The following is a 16,654-nucleotide window of genomic DNA, read 5'->3' on the forward strand; positions in this document are numbered from 1 at the left end:
GCGCAGGACGACGGGCGCGGCGTCGTCCGCGAGGAGTTCGGCGACCAGCGCGTCCGCCGCGCGGGCGGGCGACGCGGCCGTGCCCAGGTCCAGTGCGACGCAGCGCACACCCACGGCCGGATACTCCCGGGCGGCAGTCCGCACCAGTCCGTCCGCCCCGGCGGCCCGGACTCCGGCTGCCGCACGGGCCAGGAGCAGCCGTCGGGGCCCGCGCCGCAGGGCGTCCCGTACGAGGGGGAAGCCGGCCGGCAGGAACGGTGCGCCGTCCTCCCCGAGCGCCGTGAGGAGGACGACCCCGTCCAGTGGCCCGTCCGTCCCGCCCGGTGCCTGCCCGGTCCCGAGGACGACCGGCTCGGCGCCGAGCCCGGCCAGCCGTGCGGACAGCTCCGCGGCGACCCCGCGGAAGACGCCGGTGCCGTCGCCGATCAGGGCGTACCGTGCTCCGGCGAGCGCGGCCGGTCCGGCGTCGGGCCCTGGCGCCGGCGGGGGCAGGGGCACGGGGCGCATCCGGAAGCGGCGCGGGGCGGCGACGAGGGGCCCGTCCCCCGCAGAAGCGTCTGGTGCTGGTGCGGGCGCGGGCGCGGATGCCGTTGCGGGCACGGGCGCGGACTCGGGTACGGGTGCTGCTGCGCCTGCGGGCGCCGGACCTCCGGCCGGGGCGGCTGTCGCGCCGCCGGCGGGCACGGCGGCGCGGGTGACCAGCCAGTGGGCGATGGCCGTGGCGGTCCGGGCGCGGGTGAGCTCTTCCAGTTCCGCGTCGCCCAGGGCGAGCAGGGCGGAGCCGTCGGAGGTGCCCAGGCGCCGGGCCAGCTCGCCGGCGATCTCCGCGCGCTTGATGGAGTCGACGCTGAGGTCGGCCTCCAGGTCGAGGTCCGGTTCCACCATGTCCAGGGGATAGCCGGTGCGCTCGCTGATGAGTTCCAGGACCGTGCGCAGCACCTCCTCCTCCGTGAGGTCCCCGGTCCCGTCGCGCCCGGCCGGGGCAGCCGGTGCGGGGCCGTCGATCGGGACGGGACCGGGCTCCGCGGGCGCGGCGGGCGCAGCCGCGGCGGCCGGAAGCCGCGCCGCCCCCTCGGGTGCCCGTTCCGTCGCCGTCCCGCCCACCGCCGCTCCGGCCTCCGGGGCGGCACCGAAGAAGGCGAGGAGGACGTCGCGTTGCGCGGCGATCATGTCCCGGCTGGTCCGGAGGAACTCGGCGACGAGGGCGTCGGCCGCGCCGGTCCCGCCGGCCGGCGTCTGACCGGGATTCGTTGTCACGGGGGTCTCCACGACTCGTCGGGCCGGCGCGAGGGCGCCGGGGAGCGGCTCGCCGGAGGCGGTGCGGACGAGGTGTCCGTCCACCGTCCAGCCGGGGCGGCGCGGTGCGGGTGCCCGGTCGACGTCGACGGCGTCCCGGCCCCGGAACATCCAGTCCGTGGCCACCGGCAGCCCGGCGGCCGCGAGCCGGGCGAGCGCGTCCAGGAGGTCCGGCAGTCCGCCGTCGGCCCGCGGCTCGCAGGCGACGACGCGGTGGGGGCGCCCGGCGAGCGTCTCGGCGACGAGCCGGGTCAGGACGCGGCCGGGCCCCACCTCGACGAAGGTGCGTGCGCCCGCCTCGTACATCGCCTCGATCTGCGCGACGAAGCGCACCGGAGAGCCGATCTGGGCGGCGAGTTCGTCGCGCACGGCGTCGGGGTCGGGCTCGTAGGGGCGTGCGGTCCGGTTGGCCCAGACCGGGAACTCCGGTGCGCGCAGCCGCTGTTGTGCCAGGGACTGCCGGAAGACGGGACCGGCGGCGGCGAGCATCGGGCTGTGGAAGGCACACGCGACCGGCAGCCGCTTCGCGCCGTGACCGGCGTCGCGCAGGCGCGGCAGCGCCGCCTCGACGGAAGCCGTCGGCCCGGAGAGGACGCTCTGCCGGGGAGCGTTGTGGTTGGCGACGACGATCCCCTCCGGGAGCCGGCCGCCGAGGGCCCGCTCGATCTCGCCGGGGGTGGCGGCGACGGCGGCCATGGCGCCGGGGTCGTCGCCCGCCGCGCCGAGGACGGCCGCCGCGCGCGCGGCACTGAGGCCGGGCAGGGCGTCGGGGTCGACGACGCCCGCGGCGCACAGGGCGACCAGCTCGCCGTAGCTGTGGCCGGCGGCCATATCGGGATGGACCCCGGCGCGGGTGAGGAGGCCGTACGCGGCGAGTTCGACGGCCCCCAGGGCCGGCTGGGCGGCCCTGGTGTCGGTCAGGGCCTGCCGGGCGGCCTCCCGCGCGGCGTCGTCGAACGCGGCCGGCGGGTACAGGGCGCCGGGGACGCGGTCGCCGCAGGAGTCCAGCAGCCTGCCGAACTCCGGAAAGGCGGTGAACAGGTGCGCGGACATCCCCGGGCGCTGGCTGCCCTGCCCGGGGAACAGGAACGCCGTGAGGCCGGGGTCGACGGCCTGCTCCGCGAGGTGGATGCCGGGCGGCGGCGCCCCCGCCGGCCCCGAGCCGGGGGCGGGCGCCGGCCGGCCCGGCGCGGCGGCCTCGTCGGCCTCATCGGCCGTGACGGCCTTGTCGGCCGCGGCGCCCTCGTCCGACGCGTCGGCGGACGGGGCGCCGAGGGCGTCGAGCGCGTACCCCAGCCGCAGGCACAGCTCGGCCGGATCGTGCGCGACGAAGGCCGCGCGTACGGGGCCCTGCGCCCGGCCCGCACGGTGCGAGGCCGTGGCCGCCAGGTCGCGCAGCCGCCACGGGACGGTCCCCGCCTCGACCGCGGTGGCGAGGTCGAGGAGTTCGGCGGCGGCGCGGCGGGCCGCCGCGGGAGTGGCGCCCCGGAAGGTGAACAGCTCCGCCGGCCAGACGTCCCGGGCGTGGACCGGCGGCGGCCCCCCGCCCGCGTGCGCGGCGAGGACGACGTGGAAGTTGGTGCCGCCGAAGCCGAAGGCGCTCACGCCCGCGAGCCGCCGCTCGGGCGGGGCGGGCCACGGCAGTGCCTCCCGGTGGAAGACGAACGGGCTGCCGCCCTCCTTCCACGCGGGGACGGGCCGCTCCAGGTGCAGCGTGGGCGGCCGGACGCCGGTGTGCAGGGCGAGCGCGGTCTTGATGAGCCCGGCCAGTCCCGCGGCGCACTTGGTGTGCCCGATCTGCGACTTCACCGAGCCCAGGACGCACGCACCGCTCTCCGCTCCCGCCTCCGTGAACACCTCGGTGAGCACGCCCAGTTCGGTACGGTCGCCCACGACGGTTCCGGTGCCGTGGGCCTCCACGAGGGCGACCCGCGCGGGTGAGACCCCGGCGTTGCGGTAGGCGCGCTCCAGGGCGGCGCGCTGGCCCTCCGGACGCGGGGCGGTCAAGCCGAGGGAGCGGCCGTCGCTGGAACTGCCGACCCCTTTGATGACGCCGTACACCCGGTCGCCGTCGCGCTCGGCGTCGGCGAGGCGCTTGAGGACGACGCAGGCGACGCCCTCCCCCAGGACGATGCCGTCGGCGGTTTCGTCGAAGGGCCGGGAGCGGCCGGTGGGGGAGAGCGCGTGCACGGAGGTGAAGAGGGCGTAGTCGTTGATGCCGTTGTGCAGGTCGGCGCCCCCGCACAGCATCACGTCGCTGGTGCCGAGCAGCAGTTCCTTGCAGGCGACGTCGACGGCGGCCAGTGAGGACGCGCAGGCGGCGTCGACGGTGAAGTTGGCGCCGCGCAGGTCGAGCCGGTTGGCCACCCGTCCGGAGATGACGTTGGCGAGCATGCCGGGGAAGGTGTCCTCGGTGAGCTGCGGCAACTGCTCGTCCAGCCCGGCGGGGACGTGCCCGTAGTAGGAGGGGAGCACCGCCCGCAGGGTGGTGGCGTTGGACAGGTCGCTGCCCGCCTCGGCGCCGAAGACGACGCCCGCCCGCGTACGGTCGAAGGCCCGTCCCTCCTCCCCGTACCCCGCGTCCTCCAGCGCGCGCCGGGCGGCTTCGAGAGCCAGGAGCTGCACGGGCTCGATGCTGCCCAGCGAGGTCGGCGGTATCCCGTAGCGCAGCGGGTCGAAGGGAATCCGGGGCAGGAAGCCGCCCCACTTGGAGGCGCTGGCCGCCCCCGGGCCGGGGGAGTGGTGCACGGCGGGGTCCCAGCGCTCCGGCGGCACCTCGGTGACGGCGTCGTGCCCGTCGAGAACGAGCGCCCAGAAGGCGGCGAGGTCCGGCGCCTGCGGGAACATGCAGGCCATGCCGACGATCGCCACGTCCAGAGGCGCGGGTGCGGGCTCGCGGTCCGCGGCGCCCGTACCGGGGGCCGTACCGGGTACGAGGCCGCCGCGGAGGACGGCCGGGCGCCGGCCGAGGAATGCGGCGGCCCCCTCGGTGACGGAGGCGTGCAGGGCGGCGACGGTGGTGGTCGCACTGCGCAGCACTGCCACCTCGCCCGCCATGAACATCCCCTCGGCGTACTGGCGGGACTCGTCCACGGGCGCCAGGACCCCGGCGGCGGTGCGCTCGACGCCCTTGCTGGCGATGCGCAGGCGCCCGACGTTGAGGCGTTCCAGCCGCTCCCACACCTCCCGCCCGGGGACGCCCGCCGCGCGCAGCCCGGCTTCCACGTCGCGGAAGCCGTCGCTGAACGGGCTCGGGACGCAGCGGGTGGCGTGTCCGGGCGCGGTGCGCAGCAGGGCGGTCCGCTCCGCGGCGAGGACCTGCCGCTGGAACACGGGCTTCACGGCGCCGTACGCGACGGCTTCCTCGGTGAACAGGTAGGCGGTGCCCATCAGGACGCCCACCGCGCAGCCGCGGGCGGTGAGCGGGGCGGCGAGGGCGGCGGCCATGGCCGCGGAGCGTGCGTCGTGGATGCCGCCGGCGAGGAACACCTCGACACCGGCCGCCCGCTCCGGGCCGATGTCCTGCCGCGGGCCCCGGCCGTGGTCCCGTTCCTCGTCCATCCAGTCGCCGATCACGGCGAGTTGGGCCTCCCAGAGCGGGAAGCTGTTGCGCGGACCGACGTGGCCGCCGCATTCGGCGCCCTCGAAGACGAACCGCCGGGCGCCCTGCTCCAGGTACTGGCGCAGCAGGCCCGGTGAGGGCACGTGCAGGAAGGCCTTGATGCCGTCGGCCTCCAGGGCCCGTGCCTGCGAGGGCCGGCCCCCGGCGATGATCACGTGGGTGGGCCGGTGGGCGCGTACGGCCTCCAGCTGGGCGGTGCGGGTCTCCTCGGGGGCGAAGCCGAGTACGCCGACCCCCCACGGCCGGCCGGCCAGTGCGGCGCCCGCCTCGGCCAGCAGGGCACGGGCCTGGTCGCGGTCGGCGAGCGCCAGGGCCAGGAAGGGCAGGGCGCCGCCGTCGGCCACCGCCCGGGCGAAGTCCGCGCCGTCGCTGACGCGGGTCATGGGGCCCTGGGCGACGGGCAGACGGGTGCCCAGCGCACGGCTCATGGGCGATCCCGGTAGCAGGACGTCCGCGGCGCCGTCCCCCTCGACGGCGGCCCGCACCGCGTCGGTGACGGCGCGGACGGCGCCCGCGGCGTCGCGGAAGCGGTCGGCGAATCGAGCCGCGAGGAAGCCGTCCTGGCCCACGGGCAGCAGGCGCCCCGCCGTGCCCCGGCCGCAGAGCAGCGCCGCCACCTGCTCCGGGTCGCCGGGCAGGTCCTGCGCGGGCGCGGTCCCGGGGGTGCGCCGGTGCAGGAACCGGTGGCCGGCCAGGACGGTGGTCTCGGAGCCGTCCATCCCGCGCAGGACGGACGCGACGGACGCGGGAACCGCTGATTCGGCCAGGAGCGCGAGCTGCGTGTCGAGGACCACCCCCGCCGCCCCGCCCGCCACGGCGGCAGCGGCCGTGCCCGGTGCCATGCCCCCGCAGGCCCACACCGGCGGGCCGTCGGGCCCCACTTCGTCGAGGAGCTGCTGGAGGAGGATGAACGTGCCGAGCTCACCGATCCGTCCACCGCACTCGCTGCCGCGGGCGATCAGACCGTGGGCGCCCGCGTCCAGGGCGGCCCGAGCCTCCCGCGCGCCGGTCACCTCGGCCAGGACGCGCACGCCGCGGGGCAGCGGGCCGGGCTGCCAGGAGGCTCCGACGCCGAGGACCACGGTGTGCGGGGACCCGTCCTCGCGGACGAGGTCGTCGAGGGGTAATCGGCACCGCGGCCCGACGCGGACCCCGTGGCGGCCGGGGAGCCAGCTGCGCAGGTCACTCCATGCCACCCGGGCCGCGCGGTCCCCGGTTCCGAGGTCCAGCACGCCGAGCCCCCCGCCGCGCGTGACGGCGGCGGCGAGCCGCGCGTCGGGTTCGCCGAAAGGAGTCAATCCGATGACCAGGTCCAGGACGTGCTCTGCCGACGTCATAATTCTCCGAATGTGCGATGCATTACCCGGGGGGATTTCGGTCAAACGAAAGCGCCGAAGGAAGGCATGGGGTCGCGCGGGCCCGAAACAGGAATTCGGGCCGTTCGGTGGACGTAGCGAAACTAGCGGCAAGTTACTGAAGGGTCAACGCTGCGGCCCTGATCCCCAGGGGGCTCCGGGGGACCGGAGCCCCCTGGTGTGCACTGCATTCCGGAAATCGATGCCCTGGGCGCGCCATGCGCCGCCCCAAATGAAAGGCGTGAATTCAACGGGCAACCGGGCGCACCGGGACGTTGAAAGTACTGGTCAGTAGGGTCGTCGACGGACGCGGCGGAACCCCGCCCGTCCGGAGCTCTGTCCGATTCCCGTTCCCGCGCCGGACGCCCGCTCCCGCCCGCCACCAGCCCCCGCCACGCGGACACGCCGGTCGCCGCAGGACCCGAAGACCGCCCCGCAGCCGCACGAACCGGTGGCACCGGGTGCCGCCGCCCGACCCCATATCGATCACGGGGAAGGTGGTCCGGGAGAACGACGCGGGTCCCCGGCCGGTGGCCGGGGACCCAGGAGCCCGGGGAGGGCGGATCGGAAACGGTGGCCGGCGCCGACTCTCCGGCCACGCCGTTCACCGCACGGCGACCACGGTGACTACGGGAGGTCCTTGAAGGGCTTGCTCCGCAGGGTGCCCGGGGTGGGGGACGGCAGGAGCTGTACCCAGGCCTCGTCCCAGACGAAGTTCGTGCCGTTGGTGTCGCCGTGGGTCTGGTAGACGGTGCCGGCGGTGGTCAGCACCTTGATCCAGGCGTCGTTGCCCCGGCTCTCGATGGAGATGCTGCAGGCTCCGGCCGGGAAGCCGGGGTTGTCGGCGTTGGTCAGGTCCTGCCACACCGGAACTCCGCCCGGCGTGCTCGCCCGGCCCGCGTAGGCGACGCCGTTGGTCAGCGCGGCGCTGAACGACTCCGTGTTGTTCGGGTTCAGGCTGTCGATGTCGTTGCACGGCCCGGTCGGCCCCGTCGGTCCCTTGTCGCCCCTGGGGCCTCGCGGACCCATGTCGCCCCTGGGGCCGCGCGGACCCGTCGGACCCTGGCACCTGCCCGGGTCGGCGGACGCGGCCTGTCCTCCTGCTCTGTCCTTCTCGCAGTTGTCCCCGGGGGAAGGCACCTCGATCGAAGTCCTGACCGCCGGTGCGGCTGCCGCCGCAGGGCCGGCGACACCCGTCAGTACCAGCGCGAGCGAGGTGAAGGCGCCCCCGGTGAGCCAGGCATTGCGCCCGGGCATCGGGCCCAGGGTCGAGCGGGTCCTGTGCACAGGACTCATGGCCACTCCCTTGTCGAAGCAGGATCAGACGTGTTTGCGAAGACCGGACGCACGTCCGGCACTCCGGAGCCATGGTGGGAACCCCCACCGCACATCGGCTCCGCGCCTCGCCGGGAGGTCAGCGGAACGGCCCAGTCTCCGCGGCCACTCGGGTGCACTCCCCGCCGCCGGCCGGGGCCGGTCGACGGCGCGCCGGACCCGGGTGCGCCGACGTACCGCTTAGGGTCACGCTCCGTGAAGCCGACCATCTGCCTCTGCATGATCGTCAAGAACGAAGCGGCCGTCATCGAGCGCTGCCTCTCTTCCGTCCGCGGTCTGATCGACACCTGGGTCATCTCCGACACCGGCTCCACCGACGGCACCCACGACCTGATCCGCAGGGCCCTGCACGGCATCCCGGGCGAACTCCACGAAGAGCCCTGGGTCGACTTCGGCCACAACCGCAGCCTCAACATCGCGCACGCCGCCGGCCGCGCCGACTACCTGCTGCTCCTCGACGCCGATCTGGTCCTCCGCCAGGACGGCCCGCTGCCCGACCTGACCGCGGACTCCTACATGCTCCGCCACGAGGGCACCACGGAGTACCGCATCAAGCGCCTGGTCCGAGGGGAGCTGCCCTGGCGCTACGTGGGCGTCACCCACGAGTACCTCACCTGCGACCGTGACGACCAGGCGGAGGAGCAGCGCAATCTGGACGCCCTCGTCATCGAGGACTTCGCCGACGGCGGCTCGCGCCACGACAAGTTCGAGCGTGACGCCCGCCTGCTCGGAGCCGAGCTCGAACGTGATCCGTCCAACACCCGCACCGTCTTCTACCTCGCCCAGACCATGCGCGACATGGGCGACACGGCCGCCGCGATCCGCCTCTACGAGCAGCGGGCCGCCATGGGTGGCTGGGATGAAGAGGTCTACTACGCGCTGTTTCAGGCCGGCGTGCTGCACGCCGGTTCCGGCGACTGGCCGGCCGCCATGGACGCACTGTCCAGGGCCTGGGAGACCCGGCCCGCACGCCTGGAGGCCTGCTACGAACTGGTCGCCGGGCTCCGCGTGGCGGGGCGCCACCACACCGCCCACGCCCTCGCGGCGTCCGTCCTGGACAGGCCGACCCCGGACGACCTGCTCTTCGTGCAGCCCTGGGTGTACCGCTGGGGCCTGCTCTTCGAGTACTCGGTCACCGCGTACTGGGTGGGGGACACGACCGCGTCCCTGCGCGCGTGCGACCGGCTGCTGGCACTGCCGGACCTGCCCGAGCCCTACCGCCGGCACACGCTGGCGAACAGGGAGTTCGCGCGCAACCGGCTGCCGTCCGCCCGCACCCCGCTCACGGCGCCCCCGCCGGAGCAGGACCCCGCCGCCGGGGGCGGGCTCCGGCGCCGGCCCGCCGTCGACCCGTACGGGCCGGCTTCGTAGTCAACCCGGTCGCCGAGGGCGGAAGGTGACCGCGGTCTCCTTCGCCGGACAGGAAATCCCGGAACACGCGTGAGGAGCGCGGGTTCTGACCGCACTGCCACACGCCGTGCGGGCAGTAGTCGGTGATGCTGTGGTAGAGCGGCCTGTGCCCGGCGATCCACTCCAGCATGCGCCGCACGTACTCGGGGTTGTCGCCGTTGCGGAAGAGTCCCCACTCGGGGTAGGAGATCCGCTTGCCGCGCGCCTTCGCGAAGTCCACCTGGTGCCGGAGCCCGTAGGGCTGGGTGACCTGCTCGTCGAAGTCGTGCCCGGGCGGCTGGTCGTAGGAGCGACGTTGGCACCTCATCCGGCGCACGGCCTGGCCTGCGGCCCCGCGCTGGGCCGTTCGCGGCAGTCGGCCCCCTCGTTCGGCCCGCCCGGCCCGACCAGCCCGACCGGCTTCACGGCTTCACACTCTGCGCGGACCGGTGGTCGACCGCTCCGGCTCGGAAGCCGTCGCGCGCGGCCCGGCGGGCCAGGGCCGCGACCGGCGCCGTCGAGAGGAGGAACAGGGCTGCCAGGATCATCCAGCCGGCCTGGGACAGACCGGTGACCAGGGCGGTGACCAGGGCCGGACCCATGGCGACGGCGGCCGCCTCGGTGCTGGCGGTGACGCCCTGGTACTGCCCTTCGGCGTTCTTCGCCATCAGCCCGAGGGACAGGCCCCAGCGGGAGGAGACGTAGTAGAGCTCCCCCACCACGTGGGCGCCCATTCCCGCGATGATCACGCAGGTGGCGAGGACCGGGGAAGCGGTCCAGGCGGCCACCGCGAAGATCGCGCAGCAGGCGGCGAGCGCCAGGGCCGAGATCCGGCTCGCCCGGACGGCCTCGGGGATTCCCACCGCGCGCCGGCTGACCCGTACCTGGAAGACGGCGATGGCCACCGAACTGACCACCACCGCCAGGCCGGCCGACCACAGCGGCGCACGGGTGTCCTGCGCGATCCACAGGGGAAGCCCCGTGGCCAGCAGGGCCCAGCACAAGGACAGCACGGCGGTGGTGCCCATGATCGCCACGTACGGCAGGTCGCGCAGCGCCTGCATGCCGGAGCTGCGCCGCTCCCGCGGCACCGGCGCGACCGGCGGGACGATCATCGTCAGGGCCGCGGTGAGGAAGAGGGCGAGCGCGTCGATGAGGACGGCGGCGACGAAGACCGCCGGCTCCCCGCTGGCCAGGACGAGCATCGCGCCGCCCGCCCCGGCGGCGTAGGCGATGTGCTGCACCACACGGCCCTGCGCCAGCACCCTGACCCGGTCCTCGGCCGGCATCAGCCCGTAGACCAGGGTGACGCGCACCCCCACGCCGGAACTCTGCACGGCGGAGAAGAAGGTGGTCACCACGAGCAGGGACCAGAACCCGCCGACGAACACGTACGCGACCATCGCCAGACCCCGCAGCACGATGACCGCGCACAGCACCTCGCGCGGGCCCCTGCGCTCGGCCGCCACACCGATGGGGACGGCGGCGAGCAGCCCGACGAGACCGCCGATGCCCATGGCCAGCCCCATGTTCCCGGCCGGGATGTGGCGGATCTGGGTGAGGTAGATGGCCCAGATGCTGAACCACAGGCCGTCCCCGAAACCGTTCACCCCCTGGCCGGTCAGGAGCCGCCGCACGATGCGTCGCTTGTCCACGCCATGTCCCTCTGTCCGATGTGTGCGCCACGCGGCCGCGTCCCGCCGCCGGGGCGGGCCGCGGCCGCTCTGTCATGCGTATCCCGCGCGCCGCGGGCGGAATCAGCTCCCCGGCGCGGGATCCGTCCCCGGGCCGCCGGGTACCCGCCCCCACGCCTGGAAGAGGACGGGGTGCACGACGACGGTGCCGGGCCGCGCGAGGTGTTCGCGCAGTTCTCCGGTGAGCCGGTCGAGGGCGGCGTGTGAGGTCAGCCCGCCGTCGACGAGGGCGTCGCGGCACAGTTCTGCGCGGTCCACGAGGAGCGTCTGGTAGGGGTGGTCGTGCTGGAAGACCCGGATCCCGGCGTCGACACCGATGTCCGTGAGCCCGGCCTCCCGCAGCAGGCGCGGCAGGCGCCGGCCCAGGTGGACGTCCATGCCGCTTCGCCGCCACAGCTCGGCGACGAGGTCGACGAGATCCGTCCATGCGGGGTGGGGCGGGTCGCACACGCGGGTGACCCAGTCGACGTCCTGCACCGCGACGGTACCGCCGGGACGGGCCAGGGCCACCATGGCGGCCAACACGGCGCCGGAGTGCGGGACGTTCATCAGCACCAGCCGGGTGTGGACGAAGTCGAAGCGGCCCTTCTCCTCCGTGGTGGCGGCGGCGTCGCCCTCGACCAGTCGGACGTTGTCCAGCTTCCGTTCCGCGACGAGCACGCGCGCGAAGTCGAGCATCTCGGGCTGCACGTCGAGCCCGACGACCTCGCCGCCGGGTCCGACGCGGTCCGAGAGCATGTCCAGGATGCCCAGCGGCCCGCAGCCGACGTCGACGGCCCGTCCGCCCGGCCCGGGCCCGCAGCGGTCCAGCAGGCGCTCGGCCTCCGGCCGGAACATCTCGCCCTGGAAGAGCATGCGGTCCAGCTCGCCGGCCGCGGCTCCCATGAGGTACTTGTCTGCCATGGTCATACGGTTCTCCTCGGATGCCCGCGCGCTGCGGGGTGTTCGGGGACCTGTCGGGTCGGCGGGGTGCCGGGGGCGGCGGAGCCGCCGGTGGTGGTCTGCGGGGCGGGGTGCGGGGGAGCGGAGGCGTGGCCCGCTGCCCTAGTCGTGGTCACTGTGGGTGCTTTCCTGGAGCGGGAGGGCGGGCAGGGCCCGCAGGCGGGTGCGCAGGCGCAGCAGCCGATCGCGTACGGACTCCAGGTCGCAGGGGCCGTAGTCACCGGGTGCGTCGGGCCAGTGGACGCGAAGTGCCGCCAGGGCGGCAGGAGTCGTGCGGACGGCGCCGTCGACGTCGACGACGACCCCGTCGAGTTCGGCGCGGCGCAGGTTCCACGCCACCGCCTCGTCATACGAGATGTCGTCGGGCAGGCGCAGCCGCACCGTGCGGTGGCCGACGGTCACGGGATAGCCGCCGGGAAGTCCGCCGGGGCCCGGCAGGTGGCCGTGGTGGTCGGGGCCGCTCCCGGCCAGCGCGGCGACGGCGGCGGCGCCCGCCGCGGCCCCGACCTCGTTGAGGTGGTGGCGCGGCCGGGACCGCACGGGGGCCAGCCGGGAACGCAGGTCCGTCAGCGGTGCGCCGTCGAGCCAGCCGCGGGCGTCTTCGTCCGCCGCGGCCGGGGCGTGCAGGTGGGCGTGGTGGGCGAGCAGGTGCAGGCGCCGCTGGTCGGGGAGGTCCAGCCGGGCGGCGAGGGCGGAGGCCAGGGTGGCGACGTTGCCGAGGCCGCACGCCACGGGCAGGCCCCCGGCGTGGAGGAGCGGGTTGACGGCGTCGGGAAAGCAGGCGTTGACGAGGGTGGTGCCGGGACTCGCCTGCGCGCAGGCGGCGGCCAGGTCCGAGACCACCGCGCTCTGCAGGGCCAGCGTGAGACCGAAACCCGACCGGGCCAGCAGGTCGGTCCACGCGGAGGGCGTCGTACGGCCCTCGGCGGGAGACTGCTCGGAGCCGGCCACCACGAGCACGTCGGCGCGCAGTGCGGCCAGCAGCCGCCGTGTCCGGTCGCGATCCTGGAGGTCCAGCCGGTCGGCGGTGACCGCGGTGCGGGTGCCGGCGAGGAAGGCATGGTCGCGTGCGAGGCCGGCCAGGTCCCGGGCGCGGTCCGCGTGCCGGCCGAGCACGTGCAGCCGCAACGGGTGGCGGTGGCGCGCCAGCGCCCTGACGAGGGCCGCCGCGAACGCTCCGGTGCCGGCGACGGCGACCAGGGGCGGGCTCATGTCCGCGCCGCCGTCGCCGGGTCGGCGCCGGAGAGGAAGGCGTCGAGGTCGACGAGGCGGGGCGCGGGCAGCCCCGGGCAGCTGGCGCTCAGGTCCGCACGCGGCGGCCTGGCGGAGTCGGTGAAGTAGGTGGGGACCAACACGGGCCCGTCCGGACCGGGTTCCAGCCCCAGCAGGGGGTTGGCGACCAGGAAGTCGCGGACCTGCGGCGTGTCCCGGCGGACGTAGAGCCGGATGCGCTTGTCGGAGAAGTGGTTGGGCGGCAGGACCACGCGCGGCCCGAACTTGCGCTTCCACTGGAAGATGCCCTTGCTGATGAAGGCCTCGGTCCCGAAGAAGTCCACGTGGCCGACGCCGTTCTCGCGGGCCCACCGCAGGAGCAGGTGGTAGACCGCCTTGAACGCGCCCTCGTCGTAGTGCCTCTGCTCACCGTCTCGGACCCCGAGCAGACGGGTGGTCAGGGTGCGCCGGTCCCGGGACCAGTGGCACAGCACGCCGGCGACGCGCACTCCTGCGGCGGAGGTGACGAACATCAGGGTGCCGTGGCGCAGGATCGCGTGCCGGGCCACGGCCGGGTTCTCGGTACGGCTGCGGTCGCCGTGGCGGCGGCGCATCGTCGGCGCGTGCATGGTCCGGTAGAAGAAGTCGAACGCCTCCGGTGAGGTGTCCTCTTCGAGGGTCCACTGGTGTGCGCGCTGGTTGCGGCGGAACTCCCACCGCTCCCGGCGCGATATCCGTCCGTCGAGTTCTTCGGCGGAAGCCGGCACGTCCACCACGAGGTGGACGCGGAACGGCGCGGTCACGGCCCGGGCGTTGGGTAGACGGCGCAGCTGGCCCGCCTGGGCGCCCACCACGACGAGGTCCGCGTCCGGCCAGTGGCCGGACGCCAGGTCCCGCAGGCGGGTGCGGCCGATCTCGCGGCGTACGGGACCGGGGCTCGTGCGGGAGCGTTGCTGTTCGAGGAGTTGCAGGATGTTCGCCTCGCCCTGGGGCAGCCCCAGGTAGGCGATGCTGGGATGGCCCGGCGCTGCCCGGGACACCGTCACCGGCACGTGCCGCGCGGCGCCGTCGTGCAGGCGCCGCAGGGTGCGCCAGGCCGGCGCGGGACTGTTGTTCCACGCGTACGCCATGCGGGCGCGGGCGGCGGTGGGCCCGGCGCCCCCGCCCCCGCCCGCGCGGGGCGCGGGCGGGGCAGGGGCGGGGGCAGCGGCGGCGCGGGGCGACTCGGTCGGAGCGGGGACAGCGGACACGGAAGGCTCCCGGGCAGGGGGTGGGTGATGCCGCCGCGCGGTCTCAGGCAGCGGCGGCGGCGCGGACCACGTGGCGCAGGTCTTCCAGGGAGGCGACGGGGTGCAGGTGGCGCGGGTCGGCGGGGCGGAAGTCCCCGGTGCCGTAGGAACCCGAGCCGTGGACGAGGACCTCCCGCGTGGTGATCAGGCCGCGCTCGATGCCGTTGAGCACACCGGTGAGGGCCATGACCAGGGACCACTCCCGCAGGTCCCGGGGATCGGCCGGGAGGTGGACGCCGTGCGGTGCCAGCATGTGGCGGATGCGCGGGTAGTGCCCCAGGCATTCCATGAGGGAGACGACCACACCCCCGCCGCCCTGCCGGGCGATGATCTCGTTCATCCGCGGGGAGGTGGCCGGTGTGTGCGTGTAGAAGGTGGCGTCGAGCTGCTCGCCGGGGTCATGGGCGACCTGCGGGAAGTGCGGGTCCTGGTCCTGGTGGAACAGGCCGTCGCGGAACACCCAGGCGGGGCGGTGGTCGAAGCGGCCGTGGTGGAGGCTGGACACCATGTCGGGCGTGCCCAGGTGCTGCACCAGGAAGTACTGGCCCCCGATGTCGGGCCACTGCCTGCGGGTGTGCCACTGCTGGCCGTGGAAGTGGCCCAGCAGGCCGAAGGCGCTGGAGACCGAATGCGCGTGGGTACGGTCCCCCTCGGGGAGGAAGTCGCGCTCGAAGAGCGCCCGTACGGCGTCGGCGACCATGTAGTTGCGCAGGTCCAGGGAGTGCCAGAGGCGGATGCCGTGGTCCGCGTACAGGGCCTCGGCCTCCTGCTCGACCACCGCGCGGGCGAGCTGCTTGACGTCGCCCGGTTCGTCGGTGCGCAGGACCGCCAGCGGATGGGCCGTACGGGAGGTCGCGTCCCCGGCCAGTCCGCAGTGCCAGAGCTTGGCGGTGGAGCCGGACGGGACCACGCACACGATGCGCAGCTGGTCGGGGGTGACCAGGGCGGACTCGTGGGCGCGCAGCACCGCGTCGCGCAGTGCGGTGGCCTTGTTGGCGCTGGACGGGGTGACGATCACGACGGACTCGCCGGTGCGCCGGATGTGCGCCACCGCTCGGGCCACGATCACCAGCGAGGCGAACGTCTTGGTCGTCCGGGTGCGGGAGTTGTGCATCAGGTTGAGGAGGCCGATGCGCCGGCCCCCGTCCTCGTCCAGGGTGTGGGCGCTGATGCCGGAGGGGGCGAAGAAGCGGTCGAGGTCGTCTCCGGCGGCCGGCAGTTCCCAGGCGGGTGCGAACCCGCCGGGGTCCGCGCCGCCGGGGGCGGGCGTGTCCGCGGCAGCGGCGAGTACCGCCCGTAACTCGGTGTCGTAGTGGGTCAGTGCCCGCGGGCACTGGAGGGCAGTGTCCGCGAGGGCCTGCGACGACGGAAGGGTGGTGGTCATCGGCGTGCTCCTTCCACCACGTCGCCGCGCACGAGTCGGGCGGCCTCCGCGAAGTCCGGTACCTCGGCAGGGTCGGAACCGATCGAGAGCGGCCGGTTGCGTTCGTCGACGAACACCACGTGCCGGCTCGCCGTACGGGCCTCCTCGTCGGCCACCACCTGGTATCCGATGATGATGACCAGGTCTCCCGGGGAGATCAGCCGGGCGGCCGCTCCGTTGATGCCGATCACGCCGCTGTCGCGTTCGCCCTCGATCACGTACGTGGTGAGCCGGTTCCCGTTGTCGATGTCGACGATGTCGACCTGCTCACCGGGGAGGAGGTCGGCGGCGTCCATCAGGGTGCGGTCGATGGTGACCGAGCCGACGTAGTGAAGGTCCGCCTGTGTGACCGTGGCCCGGTGAATCTTGCTGTGCAGCATCGTGCGGTGCATGGATGACTCCTCGTGAGGCCGGTCAGCCGGCGATCTGGATACGGCGCAGGTGACGGCTGCGGTCGCTGAATGCGTTGCGGGCGTGCAGCAGGCGCCAGTTGTCCCACACGAGCATGTCCCGCTCGTGGTATTCCACGGCGACGTGGTCGCGGTCGAAGGCGGCGTGCCAGCGGCTTTGGAGTGCGGCCGCGAAATCGTCGTCCTCGCGGATCAGGTTGTTGCAGCTGAAGCGGACGATGTCGCGTCCGGAACGCTCTTCTAGGATCGGGTGGCGGGTCTTCAGGTCGAGCCCCAGCCGCTGGACGCCCTCCGTGGTCTTCCACGCGTAGTCCGTTTCGAGCAACTGCTTGCGCTCGACGTCGGTGAGGGCGGCCACCAGGGGACGCGTGTCCATCAGGGTCGTCTCCCCGCCGGGGCCCGATGCCGGGGTGATGCACCACAGTGCGATGTACCGGGGCGGGGTGACGGCGAAGTCGTAGCCCTCGGAATGCGGAGTGAGGGGGCGGGTGTTGCCCGCGTGGTAGACGTCGTCCATGCCGGGTTCGGGGCGGACGTCACCGACCACGGCCCCCGTGTAGTTGGGTACGAAGCTTCCGAGGCCCCGGCAGAACCGGACGTAGTCGAACTCCTCGGGAACATTGCACATGAGCACATATCCGTGCTCGTCCATCAACTGATGGAAAGTCCTCGACAACAGCTCTTCGG

General features: G+C 74.5%; 10 protein-coding genes and 1 pseudogene. 1 reads left to right on the forward strand and 10 read right to left on the reverse strand.

What is annotated here, in order from left to right; genetic code table 11:
* Together ACFWU6_RS32090 and ACFWU6_RS32095 are read right to left on the reverse strand one after the other, a co-directional pair.
* The coding region (locus tag ACFWU6_RS32090; RefSeq protein WP_383984789.1) for a beta-ketoacyl synthase N-terminal-like domain-containing protein at positions 1-6,255 on the reverse strand (6,255 nt) is incomplete at its 3' end.
* A 645-nt stretch (positions 6,256-6,900) separates the two neighbouring features.
* Positions 6,901-7,569, reverse strand: coding sequence for a hypothetical protein (locus ACFWU6_RS32095; RefSeq protein ID WP_383984792.1), 669 nt, complete (start codon positions 7,567-7,569; stop codon positions 6,901-6,903).
* Positions 7,570-7,803: 234 nt separating this feature from the next.
* Here ACFWU6_RS32095 and ACFWU6_RS32100 point away from each other — a divergent pair, with 234 nt between their 5' ends.
* Complete coding sequence (locus tag ACFWU6_RS32100; protein ID WP_383984795.1) at positions 7,804-8,979, forward strand: glycosyltransferase; 1,176 nt, start codon at positions 7,804-7,806, stop codon at positions 8,977-8,979.
* Positions 8,980-9,027: 48 nt separating this feature from the next.
* On the opposite strand, the pseudogene ACFWU6_RS32105 reads toward ACFWU6_RS32100, so the two are convergent.
* The 8 genes and pseudogenes from ACFWU6_RS32105 to ACFWU6_RS32140 form a co-directional block, all read right to left on the reverse strand.
* Positions 9,028-9,307: pseudogene (locus tag ACFWU6_RS32105) on the reverse strand (hypothetical protein); the annotation flags it as partial.
* Between the two features lie 112 nt (positions 9,308-9,419).
* Positions 9,420-10,652 carry an MFS transporter gene (locus ACFWU6_RS32110; RefSeq protein WP_383984798.1) on the reverse strand — a complete coding sequence of 411 codons (1,233 nt, stop codon included), beginning with the start codon at positions 10,650-10,652 and terminating at the stop codon, positions 9,420-9,422.
* Between the two features lie 102 nt (positions 10,653-10,754).
* Complete coding sequence (locus ACFWU6_RS32115; protein ID WP_383984801.1) at positions 10,755-11,600, reverse strand: methyltransferase domain-containing protein; 846 nt, start codon at positions 11,598-11,600, stop codon at positions 10,755-10,757.
* A 135-nt stretch (positions 11,601-11,735) separates the two neighbouring features.
* A complete protein-coding gene (locus ACFWU6_RS32120; protein WP_383812597.1) occupies positions 11,736-12,845 on the reverse strand; it encodes a hypothetical protein in 1,110 nt (369 codons plus the stop codon).
* Positions 12,842-14,095: a GNAT family N-acetyltransferase gene (locus tag ACFWU6_RS32125; RefSeq protein WP_383984804.1), complete on the reverse strand. Its 1,254-nt coding sequence runs from the start codon at positions 14,093-14,095 to the stop codon at positions 12,842-12,844. Before ACFWU6_RS32125 ends, ACFWU6_RS32120 begins: the two co-directional genes overlap by 4 nt.
* A gap of 43 nt (positions 14,096-14,138) precedes the next feature.
* Complete coding sequence (locus tag ACFWU6_RS32130; RefSeq protein ID WP_383984807.1) at positions 14,139-15,518, reverse strand: DUF6002 family protein; 1,380 nt, start codon at positions 15,516-15,518, stop codon at positions 14,139-14,141.
* On the reverse strand, positions 15,515-15,949 hold the full coding sequence (gene panD, locus ACFWU6_RS32135) for an aspartate 1-decarboxylase (protein ID WP_383813038.1): 435 nt from the start codon (positions 15,947-15,949) through the stop codon (positions 15,515-15,517). Before panD ends, ACFWU6_RS32130 begins: the two co-directional genes overlap by 4 nt.
* Before the next feature lie 22 nt (positions 15,950-15,971).
* Entirely contained in the window at positions 15,972-16,643 is a 672-nt protein-coding gene (locus ACFWU6_RS32140; RefSeq protein ID WP_383984810.1) for a TauD/TfdA dioxygenase family protein, read from the reverse strand.
* Positions 16,644-16,654 lie beyond the last annotated feature (11 nt).

The organism is Streptomyces sp. NPDC058674, from assembly GCF_042716505.1.
In the GTDB taxonomy this organism is placed as follows: domain Bacteria; phylum Actinomycetota; class Actinomycetes; order Streptomycetales; family Streptomycetaceae; genus Streptomyces.

Bases quoted from the DNA above. Each gene is read 5' to 3' on its own strand.
- ACFWU6_RS32095 (WP_383984792.1), bottom strand. From the start codon at position 7,569: ATGAGTCCTGTGCACAGGACCCGCTCGACCCTGGGCCCGATGCCCGGG.
- ACFWU6_RS32115 (WP_383984801.1), bottom strand. From the start codon at position 11,600: ATGACCATGGCAGACAAGTACCTCATGGGAGCCGCGGCCGGCGAGCTG.
- ACFWU6_RS32120 (WP_383812597.1), bottom strand. From the start codon at position 12,845: ATGAGCCCGCCCCTGGTCGCCGTCGCCGGCACCGGAGCGTTCGCGGCG.
- ACFWU6_RS32130 (WP_383984807.1), bottom strand. From the start codon at position 15,518: ATGACCACCACCCTTCCGTCGTCGCAGGCCCTCGCGGACACTGCCCTC.
- panD (WP_383813038.1), bottom strand. From the start codon at position 15,949: ATGCACCGCACGATGCTGCACAGCAAGATTCACCGGGCCACGGTCACA.